16 protein-coding genes are annotated in these 18,444 nt (G+C 38.0%); 9 read left to right on the top strand and 7 right to left on the bottom strand.

Features of this window, described 5'->3' with window-relative positions; translation table 11 throughout:
• Window positions 1–330: 330 nt before the first annotated feature.
• The 3 genes from DKM50_12865 to DKM50_12855 all read right to left on the bottom strand — a co-directional run bounded on the left by DKM50_12865 (window position 331) and on the right by DKM50_12855 (window position 3,766).
• Window positions 331–1,062: a hypothetical protein gene (locus DKM50_12865; GenBank protein PZM77426.1), complete on the bottom strand. Its 732-nt coding sequence runs from the start codon at window positions 1,060–1,062 to the stop codon at window positions 331–333.
• A complete protein-coding gene (locus tag DKM50_12860; protein ID PZM77425.1) occupies window positions 1,040–2,341 on the bottom strand; it encodes a hypothetical protein in 1,302 nt (433 codons plus the stop codon). The genes DKM50_12865 and DKM50_12860 overlap by 23 nt, the downstream gene beginning before the upstream one ends.
• Before the next feature lie 147 nt (window positions 2,342–2,488).
• Window positions 2,489–3,766, bottom strand: coding sequence for a glutamate--tRNA ligase (locus tag DKM50_12855; GenBank protein ID PZM77424.1), 1,278 nt, complete (start codon window positions 3,764–3,766; stop codon window positions 2,489–2,491).
• Window positions 3,767–4,014: 248 nt separating this feature from the next.
• Here DKM50_12855 and DKM50_12850 point away from each other — a divergent pair, with 248 nt between their 5' ends.
• The 3 genes from DKM50_12850 to DKM50_12840 all read left to right on the top strand — a co-directional run bounded on the left by DKM50_12850 (window position 4,015) and on the right by DKM50_12840 (window position 8,215).
• Window positions 4,015–6,309, top strand: coding sequence for a hypothetical protein (locus DKM50_12850; GenBank protein ID PZM77423.1), 2,295 nt, complete (start codon window positions 4,015–4,017; stop codon window positions 6,307–6,309).
• Window positions 6,310–6,415: 106 nt separating this feature from the next.
• Complete coding sequence (gene glmM / locus DKM50_12845) at window positions 6,416–7,783, top strand: phosphoglucosamine mutase (protein ID PZM77422.1); 1,368 nt, start codon at window positions 6,416–6,418, stop codon at window positions 7,781–7,783.
• A 51-nt stretch (window positions 7,784–7,834) separates the two neighbouring features.
• The gene (locus DKM50_12840; protein ID PZM77421.1) at window positions 7,835–8,215 is read left to right on the top strand and encodes a hypothetical protein; all 381 of its coding nucleotides are present in this window, start codon (window positions 7,835–7,837) and stop codon (window positions 8,213–8,215) included.
• 452 nt (window positions 8,216–8,667) lie between these two features.
• Here DKM50_12840 and DKM50_12835 read toward each other — a convergent pair whose 3' ends face one another.
• Window positions 8,668–9,576 (bottom strand): hypothetical protein, encoded by a 909-nt coding sequence (locus tag DKM50_12835; protein ID PZM77420.1) that lies wholly within the window; start codon window positions 9,574–9,576, stop codon window positions 8,668–8,670.
• 778 nt (window positions 9,577–10,354) lie between these two features.
• Between DKM50_12835 and rpsB the strand changes: the two genes are divergently transcribed.
• Complete coding sequence (gene rpsB, locus DKM50_12830) at window positions 10,355–11,164, top strand: 30S ribosomal protein S2 (protein ID PZM77419.1); 810 nt, start codon at window positions 10,355–10,357, stop codon at window positions 11,162–11,164.
• 49 nt (window positions 11,165–11,213) lie between these two features.
• Window positions 11,214–11,804, top strand: coding sequence for an elongation factor Ts (gene tsf, locus DKM50_12825; GenBank protein PZM77418.1), 591 nt, complete (start codon window positions 11,214–11,216; stop codon window positions 11,802–11,804).
• Between the two features lie 95 nt (window positions 11,805–11,899).
• Here tsf and DKM50_12820 read toward each other — a convergent pair whose 3' ends face one another.
• Together DKM50_12820 and DKM50_12815 are read right to left on the bottom strand one after the other, a co-directional pair.
• Window positions 11,900–13,033 carry a hypothetical protein gene (locus tag DKM50_12820; GenBank protein ID PZM77417.1) on the bottom strand — a complete coding sequence of 378 codons (1,134 nt, stop codon included), beginning with the start codon at window positions 13,031–13,033 and terminating at the stop codon, window positions 11,900–11,902.
• The gene (locus tag DKM50_12815) at window positions 13,030–14,208 is read right to left on the bottom strand and encodes a UDP-N-acetylmuramoyl-L-alanyl-D-glutamate--2,6-diaminopimelate ligase (protein ID PZM77416.1); all 1,179 of its coding nucleotides are present in this window, start codon (window positions 14,206–14,208) and stop codon (window positions 13,030–13,032) included. Before DKM50_12815 ends, DKM50_12820 begins: the two co-directional genes overlap by 4 nt.
• 196 nt (window positions 14,209–14,404) lie before the next feature.
• Between DKM50_12815 and DKM50_12810 the strand changes: the two genes are divergently transcribed.
• Complete coding sequence (locus tag DKM50_12810) at window positions 14,405–15,151, top strand: B/F/G family RNA polymerase sigma-70 factor (protein PZM77415.1); 747 nt, start codon at window positions 14,405–14,407, stop codon at window positions 15,149–15,151.
• Window positions 15,152–15,185: 34 nt separating this feature from the next.
• Here DKM50_12810 and DKM50_12805 read toward each other — a convergent pair whose 3' ends face one another.
• Window positions 15,186–16,244, bottom strand: coding sequence for a hypothetical protein (locus tag DKM50_12805; GenBank protein PZM77414.1), 1,059 nt, complete (start codon window positions 16,242–16,244; stop codon window positions 15,186–15,188).
• 247 nt (window positions 16,245–16,491) lie between these two features.
• On the opposite strand from DKM50_12805, the gene DKM50_12800 reads away from it, so the two are divergent.
• The 3 genes from DKM50_12800 to DKM50_12790 are packed head-to-tail and all read left to right on the top strand — an operon-like array spanning window position 16,492 to window position 18,431.
• Window positions 16,492–16,857 carry a hypothetical protein gene (locus DKM50_12800; GenBank protein ID PZM77413.1) on the top strand — a complete coding sequence of 122 codons (366 nt, stop codon included), beginning with the start codon at window positions 16,492–16,494 and terminating at the stop codon, window positions 16,855–16,857.
• Between the two features lie 13 nt (window positions 16,858–16,870).
• Entirely contained in the window at window positions 16,871–17,329 is a 459-nt protein-coding gene (locus tag DKM50_12795) for a hypothetical protein (GenBank protein PZM77412.1), read from the top strand.
• A 10-nt stretch (window positions 17,330–17,339) separates the two neighbouring features.
• On the top strand, window positions 17,340–18,431 hold the full coding sequence (locus DKM50_12790; GenBank protein PZM77411.1) for a type II secretion system protein GspE: 1,092 nt from the start codon (window positions 17,340–17,342) through the stop codon (window positions 18,429–18,431).
• The last annotated feature ends 13 nt before the right edge of the window (window positions 18,432–18,444 follow it).

Here is an 18,444-nt window from a genome sequence, read left to right as displayed (position 1 = left end):
TATCCATTAGGTTGTTTTAATTATGGAAAGTATCTTTTCAGGTTGGGTTATCTTGAGAAAATGCAGGACGTTTTAGTTGCTTTATTTTAGGATATTACAGTACTCATAAAGTTCTGGTGCAATCAAGAATGAAACAAGCAGGCATGCGTTGGGGGAAAGACAATATTCAAAGCATTGTTGCTCTTCGAGCTCGTTATTTATCTAATGAATGGGATTATGTCGTCGATAATTACTTAAAAGTCGCTTAACCCACCGAAAGTATCTGCACCCCAATAAAATCTGGAATTGCTATTTTGAAATTTTACGGTAATAATGTTAGTTTAATCTTCTTTACCTGCGGAGCATGTCAGATATTTCGTTCTCAAGTTTTTTTACAATAACCATATGCTGTTTTCTGGTGCTATTCTCCGGAACCTTGACTGGTTTTCCAAAGGAAATAGACAGGTGTGCCGGATATACCTGGATACTTCCTTTTCTAACTGCTTTATAGCTGTCTTTTATTGCCGTAGGAATAATAACTGCCTGAGATTTGCTTGCCAAGACAACGCAGCCTCGCTTGAAGCTGTTCAGTTGTGGTTTTCCTGACCTGGTCCCTTCCGGGTATATAATAAGGTCTTGGCCTTGCTTGATTTTTTGAGCTGCTGATTCTAGTGTAGAAAAATCTTTTTTGGCATCTGATCTGTCGATAGGGATGCTGCCGCTTATTTTTAATATCCATCCGTAATAAGGTATACTAAATAACGATTTTTTTGCAAAAAAACCAATATACTTCGGTATATAACCGAAACATATGAAAATATCGATCATACTTTGGTGGTTTGAAACGAAGATGCAGGTTTGATCCATGGGGACGTTCTCTAATCCTTCTGCTGTTACGGTAATCCCTGCTAGCCGAAGCAAGTGCTGCGCCCAAACTCTTGCAACCCTGATGTAAGCTTGTTTTATGTTTTTTGTGGAAATAGTTAGAAAAGGTGCCCCGAGAGAATAAAGAATGAATAAGGTTACTGTGGCAGGTAAAAAAATAATGCTTCGGATATAATTAGCTATTTTTAAAAATTGCATGAGCTTCTTTTCCGGTTGGTGCTTCAGTGTATTTCGGAAGGGAAACTGTCGCGCGTGTACCCTTTTCCGGTTCACTCTCAATAATTATATTCCCATTATGCTCTTTTATCAGTTCCAACGAGACCGGTAGCCCGAGTCCGGTTCCTTTTCCTCTTTCTTTGGTTGTAAAAAAAGGTTCGAAAATATGTTTTAGTGTTTCATCATCTAAGCCGCAGCCATTGTCTTCTATCGAAATGAAAACAGTATCAGCTTGCTGGAAGGTTTTTATTTTTATGGTGCCGTTTTTATAGATCGCATCGCGGGCGTTTATCAACAAATTTAGAAGTACCTGTCTGATCTGATTATAATTGCCTTTGGCGAGGGACAGGTTTTCATCGTACTCTTTTATAATGGTAATATTTTTTATTTTCATGTGATGTATTATAATTTTAACTGTGCTATCTATGCAATTATTAATATTTATCATACGGAAGACTTTTCTGTCAGTTTTTGCGGGTCTGGCAAAATCAAGTAAGTCCTGAATTATGATAAGACAGTGATCTGAAGATTGAATAATGATTTTTAGATATTCTTTTATCTCGCCGATATCAGCTGCATTTTTTATGATTTTTTGAAGAGAGAGTTCCGCGAATCCCATAATACTGGTAAGCGGGGTCTTTAGCTCGTGCGATATCCCGCCGACTAAGATACCTAATGACTGAATCTTATCCGGTAGAGGATGTTCTTCTTTAATGGGTTTCAGTTCTACAGGATCGGCTTCTGGCTTACCGATGGGGAGGGCGGGAGCAAGTGCGACGATAAAAAGCATGAACACCTGGAGTGTAAGCATCAATACGTTATAAGCACCAAGATTATAATTACTATAGGAAACCTGCGAAACCACTGCAGAGAGTATAAAAAAAAGTGCGCTTCCACTTGTATAAAATATTTTATGCCGGTAGGAAAGCCCGGTATTGCAGAAAAGTGCCAATATGAGTAGCAGAAAATAGCTAGGACTATTTATCCCTCCGGTTAGGAGGATGCATACTGAAGTGAGAAAAGCGACTGAAAGATTTTTGAGGAGAAGACTATAGTTTTCATGGTTTTTTTTATATTTAAGGAGTGAAGGTAGTGTTGCAAACACTATTGAAGTTATAATGATAAACAGTTTAAGTGAAACCGGAATAATGATAGTTTTTGCTGAAATAAAAGGAATTATTGTCGAGATAATAAGTATCCCAGAGGTAAAAATAGGCATTACAAATTTAGCGTTAATTATAGTTTTGTTTGTTTGGTTCATTTAATATTCATATTGTTTTATTGTTATTACTATTAATTATAGCTTTTTTTTCGAAAGAATTAAATGTACAGTGAACAATATCAAATTAATATGACGTACTAGAATAAAAGTAAGTTATAACTTTTTTTCTGGTATATTCCGAGCCGGCTAGGATCTTTTAGCTAACCAGCTTTTGTTCAACAGCCTGGTAATGGTTTTTTCTTTCCCTAGAACTTCCATTAGCTCAAAAATTCCAGGAGTTATTTTTCGTCCGGTTAAGGCTGCTCTGAGTGGGTGAATTATCTGTGCTGCTTTTATGCCTTTATTTTGAGCTAAGGTACGAATAGCGGTTTCTATGGTTTCAGTATTCCAGCCATCGATTTTTTTGAGTTCTTTGGTCGTTTCATCCAGCAGCAAATTTGTGTCTTCTTTAGAAAGATAGGTTGCCATCAGTTCTTCTTCAAAAGGATATTCGTAAGAGGTGCAATAGTTGATGCCATCAACTAACTCATTAATATTTGCGGCTTTGGGTAAAAAGAGGTTGATGAGTGGAAGTGCCTCTTGTTCTGACATAGTGACTTTTTCCTGTATTTGCTGGTAGATATAGTCTGGTGAGGATTTTTTTAAGTATTGGGCGTTAATCCAGTTGAGTTTAATGGTATCGAATACTGCCGGGGATTTGCTGACTTTTTTTACATCAAAAAGAGAAATTAGTTCATCCATGCTGAATATTTCCTGGTTCTGGTAGCCCCAGCCCATCCTTGCCAGGAAATTAACCAGGGAGTCCGGCAAATAACCATGTTTTTGGTATTCCGACAAGGCAGTGTCGCCATGTCTTTTGCTTAGCGGAGTATGATCTTTTCCCACGATAAGCGGTAGGTGAGCGTATACCGGTATGGTGAGTTCTAATGCTTGATACAGTAGCAGTTGCTTCGGTGTGTTGCTGATATGATCGTCTCCTCGAATGATATGAGTAATGCCCATAACTGCGTCATCAATGACGACAGCAAAGTGAAAAGCCGGATATCCATCGCTTTTGATGATTACGAAATCGTTTAGTTCTTTTGTGTTGAACGTAATCTTCCCATGGATAAGATCGTTAATTTCTATTCTATCCGTCTCGGGTATTCTAAAAAATACAGCCTCGTCTTTTTTATAGGCCAGACCTTGCTTCAGCAGAATATTGCTATATTCGTTATATATGTCAATTCTTTTCGATTGATAATATGGGCCTTCATCCCATGTGATGCCAAGCCATAATAACGCATTGATAATATCTTGTGAAAATCTGTCATCTGATCGTTCCTTATCGGTATCTTCGATTCGAAGGATGAACTTGCCGTTATTCTGTTTCGCAAATAGATATGAATAGAGTGCTGTTCTGGCTCCTCCAATATGAAGGTGTCCAGTCGGGGATGGTGCAAATCGAGTTTTAATTGTAGTCATGACGCCTCCTGCCTTTTTAACTCGGGTACAAATAAAATATATAACAATGTTTATTGTTTTTTCTGCTGTAACTCAATGATTACAATAAAATTTGTATTGAGTTTTGACAAAAAGACAAGGTTATTATAACATAATCGAGTATTTTTGATATATTGAGAAGGTCGGTTCTTTTTATTCGTTGTTAACAGGCCCTTCTTGAGTTTTTTTGTCCCACGATTAATAGTCTTGTAGTTATAACTGGAGACCGGATGAGGTACCTTAAATATAGCGAAGATTACCAACAGGTTATAATTCACAGAAAACCTCCATATAAATGGCAATATATGCTTTTTAACGACTCAGCTTGTTCGGTTTTTTCTCCGTCAGGTGAAAATTTGTTTACACATCGGGACTTTGTAGCTATGGGTTCTCTGAAAGGGTTCGATCTTTTTGTCAGGGATGAAGTTACTGGTAAGTTCTGGTCAATAATCAAAGAAAATCCGGATGTGTTTTATGAGAAATTTATATGCGAATATCATCTTTCATATATTTCAATTGAAGTTGTTTGCAATAATGTTCATAGTCAGGTGATTCTGTTTGTTCCGGAGCGGGGCATCGTTGAGGCTTCACTTGTTTCGGTCACTAATCTTGATAAAGATAATAAAAAGATTAAAGTGTTTTCTTTTGTTGAGTTTACTTCTCCGCAGAATGATTCACATATGAGCATTGCAAAGAGTAATTGTTTTAACGAAGCTTATTACTCAAAGGATATTAATTCAGTTATTGCATATCAGCGAGATAATCCTTTTAAGAAGAATGAGACACTGGCCTTTATCCGCAGTAGCCTGACGTGCAGCGGGTTCGATTGTAACCGGAGAAAAGTTATTGGGAGAACGATCGATACTATGGGCCCCGGGCCGATAAGGATTGGGCGAACGAGTAATTCAGTCCTTTGTGGCGGGGAAATGGTTGGGCTTATTATGAATGAGATCATTCTCAAAAAAAATGAAGAAAAGACATTCTCCTTGCTCTCCGGAATTGCAACCGGTGGGAATCGGGAGCAAGTAGACCAGAATTTAAGAGCGCTTATTGATCAATATGGTGCACCTGACAACCTTCTTATTGAGCTTACAAAGCGCGTAGATGAAGAAGAAAAGGTTTATAGTAAGCAATATTTGTCACTCCCAAGTAAAGAAGTAGAGCGTTATTTTAATTTCTGGTTGAAAAAAGAAATAATTTTTAATGTTGTCTGGAGCAGATTATTTTCCGAAGATAAGGATAAATGGATACTGGACCAGGTTTTAAGCTTGCGCGGGTATATGTATTTTTCCGGGCAGGATAAGGTTAATGAGCATATTCGGGAACTCTTTGAAGAAGCTGATAAAAACGGGTATTTTGCCGGGGGTACCGTCAAGAATATTGAATTCCAGCTTGATTTTGCCGAACTTATTTTTCGATATGCGTTGTTTACGAAGAAAGCTAAGTTTCTTTGCGACGAGAACTACTGGAGCTATGAAAAAGATCTCCTACAGTTTGTTTTTGAGATGCTTCATTCCTTAGGTAAATCCCGCGGTGGTCATGGGCTGCTTAAAGTAGACGAAATGGTGTCGGGGACTACTAGTCGCAGTTTTGAACATGTTCCTGTGACAATAAGATTTTATACGATAATCAATGACTATTTAGGTCTCGATGATAGTGATGGTAACATTGAGTGGATACGAGAACTTATTGCATTAAAGAGTGAGATTGCGGAGAGCCTTAAGCAAAATGCTTTTAATACAGAACATTTTATTTATGCTTTCCAGGAAAACGGCAGTGTCGTAGGAGGCCGCGAGGACGATGGAGGTGCCTTTTTCCTTCGCCCGCAATTGCTGGCTATACTCGCGGGTCTTACCGAGAAAGAAACGGTTAGTCAATTGCAAAAGAAAATTGAACGTAAACTGCGCACTGGATTTGGCTATATGTCGATGATACCTGCATTTCTTGAATACTCACCGGATAAAGGATGGTGGACAGCACTTCCCCCAGGAATAGGCGAGAATGGTGGGATAAGCACTTCCGAGAATATCCTGAAATTTAAGGTAGATTGCCATTGCGGCGATTATCGTCAGGCGCTGCAGACCTTGAAAAGTATTATTCCATTGACTTCATACAGAATAATCAATCAGGAGAAGTCTTTAGGGGAACCTTATTTTGTTTCGGAACAAACTATCAGTAGCCAGCATCCCAAAGAAGAAGGATATGCCCAGTCCGGATGGCAATCAGGGTTAGCGGGACTTTTATATGAAACAATGATTAACAATATAGTTGGAATTAATCTTAAAAATGGAGGGTTGCAGCTTGCCACTGTTTTTGATTTTCCTTGGACTGAGCTGCATTTTCAGACCCAGTCCGATACTAACGTTTTTGTCGTGGACATTAGGCAGGAAGGTCAATCAGGGAGGGATATCAAGAAGATCTGTGTTGACGGCAAAGAGATTACGGAGAGTTTTGTCAAAGCTAGTCTAAATGATAATGTTAAAATCGATATGGTTTTTGGAAAAAATGATTTGAATCTTGAATAGCTGAGTTCTACAGTAAAAACTGGACCATAGTTATTTTTTATAAGTACAATTATAATAGAATTACTCGTTAATTAATGGTGAGTAATAATCAGAGGAGGATGCAACTATGTCACTTAAAATAAGTATTTCCGGGGTAAGAGGGATTGCGAATGAGTCCCTGACTCCTGATATTGCGCTTGATTTTGCTTTAGCGTTTGGCACATATTGTAAAGGTGGAAAAGTTATCTTAGGTTACGATACAAGGTTATCGGGTCCTTTTTTTAAGCATGCGGTGATTTCTGGCCTCATGGCAACAGGATGTGATATCGTTGATATCGGGGTTGTTCCAACTCCAACGGTGCAAATTATGGTCCGGGAAATGAATGCAGCCGGTGGTTTAATTATCACGGCCAGCCATAATCCTGTTATGTGGAATGGACTTAAGTTTGTCCGTAATGATGGTATCTTTCTTAATGAATCTCAAGCACAAGAGGTCATAGATATCTATAATTCTATGAGAGATACCCTCGGAAAATCGAGTCAACGTGTGTCTTATCGTGACTTCAACAACCTGGGAAGCCTTTCTGAATTTAAGGATGGGCTCTCCATTCATAAAGATAAAGTACTTAAGGTAGTTAACACGGATTTAATTAAATCAAAAAAGTTCAAGGTGGCTATTGATGTCTGCAATGGAGCCGGTGCTGTAGTATTGCCAGCTTTGCTTGAGGAGTTAGGCTGTGAAGTTACAGTTCTCAACCATGAGCCCAGTGGCAGATTCGCTCATAACCCGGAGCCTGTACCTCAGAATCTTACCGAATTGAGTACTATGATGAACTCTGGCACCTTTGATATCGGGTTTGCTGTTGATGCAGATGCGGACAGACTGGCAATTCTTAATGAACAGGGAGAACCTATCGGCGAAGATTATACACTCACACTGGTAACCGATTATATGCTTTCTCAGACAACCGGAGGCGGACTTGTTGTTACGAACTTGTCGACATCACAGTGTATTGACGAGATAGCTGCACGTTATGGTGCGACTGTTATCCGGACCAGAATTGGGGAAGTGAATGTCTCTGAAGTGTTAAAAGATAAGAAAGCTACTGTCGGAGGCGAAGGAAACGGTGGTGTTATGGTGCCGGCAATTGGCTTTGGCCGCGATACACTTGTTGGGATTTCTTTTGTCCTGGAACTGTTGGCGACGAGGAATAAAACGCTTTCCGGAATTGTAATGGATATGCCTCAGTACATAATGGTGAAAGACAAAATTGAGTTTTCGGCGGATATCGAGTTGGAGCTTATCATGAAACGGATAAGAGAAAAATATAGTCATTATCCGATCGACGATAAGGACGGAATAAAAATATTGTTTGATCGAAATTGGGTGCATATTCGCCCATCTAATACCGAACCGATAATCAGAATTATTGCTGAAGATGTTTCTCGTGAAGGAGCTCAGGCTTTAATTGCTGCGATTAAGGGGTTCTTTTGAAATTTGATATAATTAAGTATAAAGAGAAATAACAAAAAAGGTGGAAAACTCATGAAAACTATTGAAGATTATATTCATGAACGGCTTAAAGAACTGCAAGCAAAAAAAAGCGGATTAAAAAGTGAGCTCGCTGGTATTGATGTTAGGATCGAAGAATTGAATAATATAATCCTCAAAATAGCGAATGAGCCTGCTGAGGTAGTTCAACAAGAAGTTCCTATTAAGAAAAAAACTCAAAAACAGGTGATTCTAGAAGACACCGAAGAGGTTGGGCTATTACGGGAAGAAACATTTGAACCGGAAATGGCAGAAGAAGAACTTGCCGGCAACTATGATAACGAAGAATTGCTGGCTGATCCCACTATGGGCGCTCAGGAACTGGAAATGCTGGAAGAAGATGTCCTGGAGATCCAGCCGAAAGCTAGAAAGTAAATAGTATATAATTAAAGAAAAACGTAAGGGCGAATCAGTAATGGTTCGCTCTTTTTGTTGTGCGCCCAGCATGGGCGCATTCTTGTTGGTGAAAGTTCAATACGGAGGTTGATAGTGCCAACCGTTAGCCTAAGACAATGGTGTCCATCGCGAGGTGGAATCTGAAGGAAGCCTATCCGAAGCAGTCAGTGTAAATGCAGCAGACAACTTCGTAAAGAAGGCTACCTGTATGAGAATATATTACTCGATTTATTGAAGGAGTGTTAAAACTCAAAGTCAATAAAGAGAAAAGTGCAGTGGATAGACCCTGGGTAATTCAAAGTATATAAATCCCCGGGAGTAGAGGCGCTAGCGTTGATGAAAAGATTCTCTCCTTAGTGCCAAATCTTCCAAACAGAAAGAGGCAGCATTTTCATGCTGCCTCTCGGGTGTATCTAAGAACTTAATAAGTTTTAGAAATTAATTTGTAAACCTAAGCCTGAAGTGCCTACGGCATCTACGTTTTTAAATTTTGTTGAAACTAATTCATAATATACTGTGGCTTTTGGATTAACTGAATATTTAGCTCCAATTTTTGATTGTGATTGAGCCCATGGAGATACGGTATCAGTATTTGCTGCGCCAACATAATCTGCATATACTCCAACGCCATAACCGATTAATGAAGCCAAGTTGTATTCGCCATAAAGACCTAAGAACGCTTGTTTTTTAGCTTCGCCTTGAAACAATACCGCTGAGTTATTGTTTAAATCAGTGTAGTATTGGGCAGAGATCTTGCCAGCTCCAATTTTGTATGAAGCTTCTACTTCTGCGGCAAGCCCAAGTTTGTTCTTTGTTGCTGCGCTTTTTACTACTGCACCTAAATATAACGCATCCATTGTTGTATCAAGTTTTGCGCCGTATACTCTTGTTGTTTGTGCTTCTATCGGAGCAAGTATGTTGAATATGCCAATGTTTACATTTGCTAGTTTTGTATAGAGTGCAAGCCCTTTTTCTTTTGTTGTGGTATTTGCTAAAAATGTGTTGGTCTGGTAAATGCCGCCACCGAAGTTAGCGATCTGATCATATATTACACCAGCTCTTACCTTGCCGAGGTCGGTGAGGATATCAGCATAGATATAGTCCATAGATAAATTCGACTCGAGTTTGCCGATATAAGTAACAGATACTTTGTCGTCAGCTTTCAAATTTAATGTAAGTCTGCTTTTGCCAAAGCCGTATGTGTCAGCAACTGCAGCTTGTCGTTTGCTGCCTACCTGAAGTGATTGTACTAATACTCCGCTTGCTGTGATGTCAGCAGCGAAAGCTGATGCTGTGAATACTAATCCTAATGCTAATGTTATAATTCCTGTCTTTTTCATTAAATGTGACCTCCTAGTTTTATATCTTTATTTTTTGAACCTTAAAGTGACCTTAAATTGAACCTTGACTTAAAAAAACAATTAACTAGTTCTGTTGTTTCCCTAAACCCCTCCTTCCTAAATGATCTGATTATTAATTCAATTCTTAAATTATTATATCAACTATATTTAAAAATACTTGCATTCTTGTGGTTTTTTTTGATTGTTCTAAATTATTATTTAAATATAATCACTATCTGTTTTATGTTTTTTTACTCAATATACAAGCAAATAATAAATTATAATCCTTGGAATTGCTGAAATATATTCTGTTTGCCTCCTTCCTTTTTATGCTTGGGATAGAGAGATTTTACTTCTATCTTATATGAAAAATAAATGCTTTGTAAAGTGCTTGTTAAAAAAAAGTTAACTTATTCAATAGAAATTATATCAAACTACTACTAAATGACGAATTGGAATGATGGGGTTTTTTTGTCTCAATTGTCCTTCCTTTTATTATTATGAATATGTTTTTAATCTATATATAGATCATTATTGTGTAATGTAATATGATTCTTTTTATTAATATAATATATGTTTATAGAGTCGATAAAAGTCAATATTTTGCTGTAACGCGCAGCGCGCTAACTATTGACGTAGTTATTTGCAAAGTGATATAGTATTCACTCGGACATTGTTTATAATGTCCTAATTCACACACGTATCGATTTTGTCAGAAAGGTGATATAGCCTGACAAAAGAAGACATACGTGGAGGAAATAACCTTAGGAGGATTTTTATGGCAGTAACAACAATGAGACAATTATTGGAAGCCGGGGTTCATTTCGGACATCAAGCAAAACGCTGGAATCCGAAGATGAAACGATATATTTTTACGGAAAGAAATGATATTCACGTTATTGATCTCCAGAAAACTATGAAGCATATCAATGACGCTTTTGTGGTCGTAAGAGATGCTGTAGCAGCCGGAGGGAAAGTGTTATTTGTAGGAACAAAAAAACAAGCACAGGATGCGATAAGAGAAGAAGCAGGGCGCTGCAATATGTATTACGTTAATCAACGATGGCTGGGTGGGATGTTGACTAATTTTAATACCATCAGAAAAAGTATCGGAAAATTGAGAAGCATAGAGGCAATGATCGCTGATGGAAGTATTAATAATAGACCTCGTAAAGAAGTCGCTCACTTAACCAAGGTGACGACTAAATTGCAGACTAATTTAGGCGGAATTAAAGAAATGACCAGATTACCTGCTGTAGTTTTTATTGTTGATACAAAGAAAGAGCAAATTGCCGTTGACGAAGCAAATAGACTTAATATTCCAATTGTCGGGGTTGTTGATACTAACTGTGATCCTGATGAAATAACTCATCCGATTCCTGCAAACGATGACGCAATAAGGGCTGTGAAACTATTAGCATCAATCATTGCTGACGCAGTATTAGAGGGTAAGAAGGTATTAGTATCTGCCGGACAGAGTGATGAAGCATTGCTAAGCCAGATGGAAGCCAAAGCGCAAAAAGAGAGCGCTGGTGCAATTGATTCTAAAGTTGAATCTGAAATCAAAAGTGTTGAAATCGAAGGGTAATAATTTCCCCGCACATATAATGTGATTTTAATTAAGGAGATGAAAACTTATGGTTATTACAAGTTCTGATGTTAAAGAGCTAAGAGATAAAACCGGCGCAGGTATGATGGATTGCAAACAAGCCCTTTCTGAAGCAAATGGGGACATGGAGAAAGCAGGGGAGATACTTAGAACGAAAGGTCTTGCAGCAGCGTCAAAGAGATCCGGTAGAGAAGTAAAGAATGGCGTTATCGAATCCTATATTCATATGAATGGATCTATCGGTGTATTAGTTCAACTGAACTGTGAAACTGATTTCGTAGCGCGAAACGATAACTTTAGAGCGTTGGCAAAAGATATTGCCATGCACGTTGCAGCAGCCAACCCATTATATTTATCTATTGATGATGTTCCGCCGGAAGTGGTTGAAAAAGAGAAAGAAATACTTCGGACTCAAGTCATTACCGAAGGCAAGCCAGAAGCTATGGCTGATAAAATAGTTGAAGGCAAAATAAAGAAGTATTTTAGTGACGTATGTTTGTTAGAACAGCCTTTTGTAAAAGATCAAGATAAGACAGTAAGTGAGCTTATTAAGCAATCTATTGGTATTATTGGGGAAAACATTACTCTTAGCAGGTTTGCGCGCTTTTCAATGGAATAATTACTATTCCGAAAAGAAAAGATTATTTGGGCACAGATTTCGTCTGTGCCCTTTTTTTTGCTTTTATCTAGTTTTAATGGAAGTGGGACGATTTTTTATTTGGTTTCCAAAAAAGCCTTTATCAATTTGAATGGTCCTTCGAGCTTTATTCCTCTGGAAGCTTTAAAGAGGATATTGTCTCCAGGGAGCAAACTGTTTATTACCCCTGTGACTAACTTTTCTATTGAGTTGCAATGAGTTGTTTTAATTCCTTTAGGATTGATGTTTTTTGATAGTTCTCCAAGCGTGAACAGCAACTCAATCCCGGCATTTTTTATGTGTTTCTCAAGCAAGATATGGAAATAAACGGATTTCTCTCCCAACTCAAGCATGTCACCGAGGATTGCGATTTTTCTGCCTTGGTATCTCGAGAAAACCTGTAATGCAAAAATCATAGAATCAGGATTAGCATTATATGCATCATTAACTAAGGTCGTATCTTTAATCGTAATGATCTCCTGCCGGTTTGCTGAAGGCTTATAGTTTTTTAACCCTTGCTCAATTTCTTGCGGAGTTAGCCCGAAATGTAGGGCAACTGAGGTGATAAGTGCTTGGTTTGATTGGGTAATGTTACTATTATCAATTTCGGTAATATCAAATTTGTTTTTTACGGCTAGTCTTCTTACTGAGGAAATACAAGGAGTCCTTTTAGGATAAAATGCAAACCTTTTTGCAGGTGTGTCCTTAAAAGACGAGAAAATTTCTGATTTTGCCCGGGCTATATTTCTTCTGCTTCCTAAGAGTTCAAGGTGTGTGTAGCCAATGTTAGAGATGATAGCATGACTGGGCAGCGCAATGGATGAAAGAAACTTAATCTCCCCTAACCCGCGCATCCCCATCTCTACAATAGCAATTTCCGTATTAGCCTCAATACCTAAAAGGGTAAGTGGAACTCCTAGTTCATTGTTTTGATTTTCTTTTGTTTTTATAACATTATATTTTGTGCTTAGTACGGAATGGAGCATGTCTTTTGTTGTGGTTTTGCCACTGCTTCCGGTGATCGCTATAATTGGTATGTCGAACTGTTTTCTATAGCTGCGAGCGTAGTCTACAATATCAACGTCGAGTATTTCAGCTGCCCCTTTTTTCAGGGCCTCTTCGATGAAATTATGCCCGTCAAAATTCTGGCCTTTTATTGGGATATAGCTATCTCCGGGTTTCAATGTCCGGGTGTCGATTGAGACTTTCATGCCTGCAATCCCTTGATGGCTATTGCAGCTTCTTCTCTATCGTCAAAATGAAAAGATTGGTTTCCGATTATCTGGTAGGTTTCATGGCCTTTGCCTGCAATTAGAACTATATCACCTTTTTTGGCATTTTTAATTGCATAATGAATAGCTGTTTTTCTGTCTGCTTCTATTTTGATTTTGCTAGGGTCTTTTATCCCTTTTAGAATCTCGCTAATAATATCTTCAGGATTTTCTGAGCGGGGATTGTCGGAGGTGATTATTGCCTTGTCACTAAGCTCTTCAGCAATTGATCCCATTATCGGTCGTTTTGTCCTGTCACGGTCTCCGCCACAACCGAATACGGTTATGATAGAGCCCTGAAGCTCATGGGTCTTCCTGAAGTCAATAATGCCCTCAAGTATATTCTGGATGCCGTCGGGAGTATGAGCATAATCTACAAACACAAAGAAGTCTTGGCCAAGATTAATGCATTCAAAACGTCCGGGAACCGGAGTCGCTGTTGATAATCCCTTTTTTATTATTTCCTGAGTGATTCCCAGTTCTTCGCATATTTTACCAGCGGCTTGGGCATTAAGATAGTTGAATTTGCCTGTCAGTGGTAAAGAAATATCTATTTTGTATTCTGCAAAGTCTTCCGGATAAATGGTTTTTCCTGGGAAATTATTCATAAAGTATAATTTTGTGTTTCGGTAATCCTCGAAAGTTTTATGGTAATCAAGATGGTCCTGGGTTACATTGGTTAATAATTTTATGTCAAAATCTATATGATCAACACGGTGTTGGTCGATACCGATAGAAGATACTTCCATGATAATGTGTGTATAACCTTGTTTTATTTTTTCTGCCATGATCTCTTGCAGTTCGATAGATTCCGGAGTAGTCAGATTCCCTGAAAGGGTTCCGATTATGTGTGCTTTGAAACCTGCAAGATTGAGGATGTGAGCTGTGATATGGGTTGTTGTTGTTTTCCCATTAGTTCCTGTTACCCCTATAACGGTTAAGGTTTGGGACGGATTATTAAAAAAATCCGCTGCAATTTTAGCCATTTCCTGTCTGGTACAATGAGTGATTTCTTTTGCTCCCCGAGTGAGGGCTTCATTGATGAATGGATGTGCATTTGGGAGGCATAAGAATATATCGCCAGGTTTAATTTTTCGCGAATCAAAACATATCATATGATAGAATTATAGCAAAATGTATGATAGAATACAAAGTAATTTTTATTACAGAAACCGCCATAAAAACAAAATAATTAGCTATTTTTCATGGTGCCTTATTCATCATTTGTGATGAAATAGAGTATAATTAATTATTAGAATGTGGTTGTTTTTTTGACTTCTAAAATAAATACTCATTTTGGTGGATAATTAATTGGGTAGGGAACTATTTTGCGAATATTATAGTACCAGACAAAAAGAGCTTCGAGACAGGATTGTTTCCGAAAATCTAAACCTGGTCAAATATATTGCCCGTAAATTTCTCAACAGAGGAGAGCCTCTGGAAGATATAATTCAGGTTGGGACGATAGGATTGATGAAGGCCATTGATCGGTATGACCCCAATCAGGATATAGAATTTGCTACTTATGCGACGCCTACCATTGTTGGAGAGATAAAGCATTTTTTTCGTGATAAGAGTCATCTTATTAAGATTCCTCGAAGACTTCATGAGTTAAATGCCAAAGTGAAAAAAGTAATTTTCGATGTTAATAAAGAAGATGGCCGGTCACCGACAATAGCCGAGATATGCCAAATTGTTGGTGTTTCGGAAGAGGAAGTTTTAGAATCCCTTGAAGCCGGACAGGCTTACATGACAGTTTCTCTTGACGCCCCATCGTATGTCACCGAGCGTACCGGCGATCCTAGTACATCTTCAAAAGCAGCCCTCATAGATAACGTTAAAAAGGTTGATGAAGAAGACGTTGTTATCAATAAAGAAACCCTTCGTGATGCAATTGCCACAAACCTTAATAGAAGAGAACAGCGTATAATCTATCTGAGGTTTTATGATAATCTTTCCCAGAACGAGATTGCTCAGTTGTTGAACCTTTCTCAGATGCACGTTTCAAGATTACTTAATCATGCCCTTGAGAAGTTAAAGAAAACGATGGCGAAATAAACACGCCAACCATCATATTGTCTGGATTCTTGAGTTACAGTAGCTCTACCAATACTACCGTGCTGTCATCGTAAACTTCTTGTTTTTGGGAGAACAGGAATAGTTCTTGATATATCAATGGTACTATCTTTTCAAGTGATAATTGGTAGTTTGCCTCTAGTAAATTCGTGAGTCTTTTCAGCCCAAATAGTTCTCCTTGAGAGTTTCTTGTTTCAATTATTCCATCGGTATAGAGAATTATTTTGTCTTTTGGCTGGAGTTGAATTTGGACTTCTTCGAATTCTACATTGTCGAACATACCAAGGAATACTCCTTCAGCCGTAAGCAAAGATAATGTTCCGTCTTGGCGCAAAAGAATTGAATCGGTATGTCCGGCTTTGGAGAAATTGAGCGTTTTATTGTCAAGATTTATGAGAAGTATTGCAGCCGTAACAAAGCTGATATCGCTTTTTTCTGTATGGACTTTTATTTGTCTGTTCGCTAAATGGAAGATTTTTGCTGGGGAAGAGAACTTGTTCATGAGTTGGTCGAGCAGCGATTTTGCTAGTAGCATGATAAGCGCGGATGCTATTCCGTGTCCTGCAACATCGCCAATACATATGCCCAGTTGCCTGTCTGCCTGGTTTTGAAGCTTGATAATCCCTTTTTGGTGATTTGTTTTGGAAAGGGTATTATAAACGGTATGTTCATTGAAACTATAAAAATCCCCCCCTATCTTTTCTGCCGGCCGGCAATGAGCGATGATTTTGATCTCTTTAGTAATGTACGTATGATCACCTAAAAGGCTTTGCTGGATTAATCGTGCCATCTCAAGTTCTCTCATATTTTTGTCTTGTTGCCGTTTGAGCTTCTGGGTTGTTATCGCATCTTTAGTGAAGGCCTTTTTTTTCTGAAGAAACCAATAGGTTAATAGAAGAATCAATAAGGTTGAAAAAATAAAATGGAGATACTCGAACAAGTGGTAAGCGGAATGAAGTTGAAAGAAAGTATAATAATATGCTATACATGCAGAAAGGAAGAAGGTTCCTGTAATTGCGGTTATAAATGCTTTCGAGCGGATAGTTTTTTCTAATAGTATTTCTATCGGGTTCATTTCTCAGTGACCTGAATAAAGAATAGTTTAACAAGTGCGATGTATAGAAATTTTAACATTTCTAAATGCGATCTGCAATTTGTGAAAATATATTATGCGTCAATTAATATTAGAGAAAATAAATATAAGATGGGTTTGTCAGATAATATTCTTGTCTTTATTGCTTTTTTTAATGCGTATGGTTATAATTGAATCATTATAATTCAATTATTTTTAGTACATAATTATTTAAGGAGGAACGGTCATTATGGTCCTTGATCTGAAAATCGACGTGAAACGAGAGCAGAATGTTCCAGTAATAACACTTGCGGGAGAAGTAGATGTTTATACTTATCCTCAGCTAAAGACGGCTATTTCGGATATTATTGAAACCGGCGAAAAAGATATGATAATTAATCTGGAGGGCGTCAAGTATATAGATAGTACCGGACTAGGTGTTCTTGCCAGCGGTGCGAACAAATTGGCAAAAAATAATGGATTTATTAATATTATTTGTACAAAGCCACAAATAAAAAAAATCTTTGAAGTGTCAGGGCTCACTCAAGCGAACTTCAGGATGTTTGATGATGAAAAAGTGGCTATATTAGAAATAAAAAAAGATAGCAATTCGTAGGAGGGCAAAGTAAATGCATGAAAATCAAAAAGTTGAGATTAAGATACCTAGCCTATCTGAATACGTTGGAGTCGTGAGATTAGCTGCTTCCGGAATTGCAAATAGGCTGAAATTCAATCATGAAGAAATAGAAGATATAAAAATTGCAGTTTCTGAGGCTTGTACTAATGCAGTTCAGTATGCATATCCAGGCAAGCTGGGGGAGATAGAAATTGTTTTTGTTGTAAAGAAAGATCAGCTTGAAGTGATTGTAAAAGATAATGGAAGAGGTTTTGATATTAATAGGCCTGCTTCAGGTAGTGAAAATAATCCTGATTTGCCGGAGAAAGTCGGGCTAGGGTTAGGGATTACTTTTATGAAAAGCCTCATGGATGAAGTAGAGTATGACTCGGAGATAGGACGAGGAACAATCGTTAAACTTGTCAAGTATGTTTACTCAACAGATGCAATAGAAGCCAATTCTATTAACTAGCTAGGATGCAGTGAAAAGTAATGATGTAGTTTTCATCTTAAATAGCTGTCTCGAAGCAGCGCTAGTGCAGAATGCGAGCGATGTTCATATTGAAACGAAAGCTGATACGCTGGCTATAAAGTTCAGAGTGGATGGACAGCTTATCGATTATAAGGTTATTTCCAAAGATATTGCTCCTCAGATTTTTTCCCGTTTAAAAGTATTGATTAAAGCAGATATAACAAAGAAGTATATTCCTCAAGAAGGAAGATTTTCTTTTGGTTTAAATAAATTTCCGATAGTCGATATCCGCGTTATTATTATTCCCACAATACTCGGCGAGCGAGCAACCATGCGGATACTGCATAGAAACGATTTGCTCCGGTCATTACCTTCTTTGGGAATGCATCAAACGATTTTGCAGAAGTATTCGGAGTTGCTTCGTTCCAGACATGGTCTAATCTTGATATCCGGATCTACGGGTAGCGGGAAAACCACGACACTCTATGCTTCCTTGCTTGATATAAAAGCCAAACATAAAAACATTATTACAGTAGAAGATCCGGTTGAATATGTAGTGGAGGAAATTAACCAGATACAGTTTAATAAGGATTCTGATTTATCCTTTGCTTCGTGTTTGCGTTATATTCTGAGAATGGACCCTGATATAATTTTTATTGGTGAAATCCGTGATGCTGAAACCGCTGCTTTGGCGTGCAGTGCTGCATTGACTGGACATCTCGTTGTTGCAACTATTCACACTAATGATAGCATTTCTGCTATAACCAGGCTCTATGACATGGGAGTCGAACCGTTTATGATCGCCCATTCGTTAGTAGGCGTAGTTTCTCAGACATTATTACCAAAAGTTTGTATGGATTGTATGGGAGAAGGCTGTGAGTCCTGTATGTTGAAAGGGGTCAAAGGCAGAATAGGTGTTTTTGAGCTGCTGGTTATGAATGAACAATTAAAAGAGCTTGTTATTAAGCCTCCATATGGAACGAATGCCTTGAAAAAAGCTGCTCGTGAAGATTTTTATGTAACACTCATTGAAGAAGCAACATTAAAACTAAATGGTGGTATAATTTCAGAAAAAGAGTTCCATATGCTTGCGTTATCGTGAGTTAAAAATACAT

It is taken from the genome of Candidatus Margulisiibacteriota bacterium (genome assembly GCA_003242895.1).
In the GTDB taxonomy this organism is placed as follows: domain Bacteria; phylum Margulisbacteria; class Riflemargulisbacteria; order GWF2-39-127; family GWF2-39-127; genus GWF2-39-127.
The sequence above is the reverse complement of the archived record's forward strand: the minus strand, read 5'-3'. Positions and strand labels throughout refer to the sequence as shown.

Excerpts from the sequence above, each read along its gene's own strand:
- DKM50_12865 (PZM77426.1), bottom strand. The coding sequence starts at position 1,062 with ATGCAATTTTTAAAAATAGCTAATTATATCCGAAGCATTATTTTTTTA.
- DKM50_12860 (PZM77425.1), bottom strand. The coding sequence starts at position 2,341 with ATGAACCAAACAAACAAAACTATAATTAACGCTAAATTTGTAATGCCT.
- DKM50_12855 (PZM77424.1), bottom strand. The coding sequence starts at position 3,766 with ATGACTACAATTAAAACTCGATTTGCACCATCCCCGACTGGACACCTT.
- DKM50_12850 (PZM77423.1), top strand. The coding sequence starts at position 4,015 with ATGAGGTACCTTAAATATAGCGAAGATTACCAACAGGTTATAATTCAC.
- glmM (PZM77422.1), top strand. The coding sequence starts at position 6,416 with ATGTCACTTAAAATAAGTATTTCCGGGGTAAGAGGGATTGCGAATGAG.
- DKM50_12840 (PZM77421.1), top strand. The coding sequence starts at position 7,835 with ATGAAAACTATTGAAGATTATATTCATGAACGGCTTAAAGAACTGCAA.
- DKM50_12835 (PZM77420.1), bottom strand. The coding sequence starts at position 9,576 with ATGAAAAAGACAGGAATTATAACATTAGCATTAGGATTAGTATTCACA.
- rpsB (PZM77419.1), top strand. The coding sequence starts at position 10,355 with ATGGCAGTAACAACAATGAGACAATTATTGGAAGCCGGGGTTCATTTC.
- tsf (PZM77418.1), top strand. The coding sequence starts at position 11,214 with ATGGTTATTACAAGTTCTGATGTTAAAGAGCTAAGAGATAAAACCGGC.
- DKM50_12820 (PZM77417.1), bottom strand. The coding sequence starts at position 13,033 with ATGAAAGTCTCAATCGACACCCGGACATTGAAACCCGGAGATAGCTAT.
- DKM50_12815 (PZM77416.1), bottom strand. The coding sequence starts at position 14,208 with ATGATATGTTTTGATTCGCGAAAAATTAAACCTGGCGATATATTCTTA.
- DKM50_12805 (PZM77414.1), bottom strand. The coding sequence starts at position 16,244 with ATGAACCCGATAGAAATACTATTAGAAAAAACTATCCGCTCGAAAGCA.
- DKM50_12800 (PZM77413.1), top strand. The coding sequence starts at position 16,492 with ATGGTCCTTGATCTGAAAATCGACGTGAAACGAGAGCAGAATGTTCCA.
- DKM50_12795 (PZM77412.1), top strand. The coding sequence starts at position 16,871 with ATGCATGAAAATCAAAAAGTTGAGATTAAGATACCTAGCCTATCTGAA.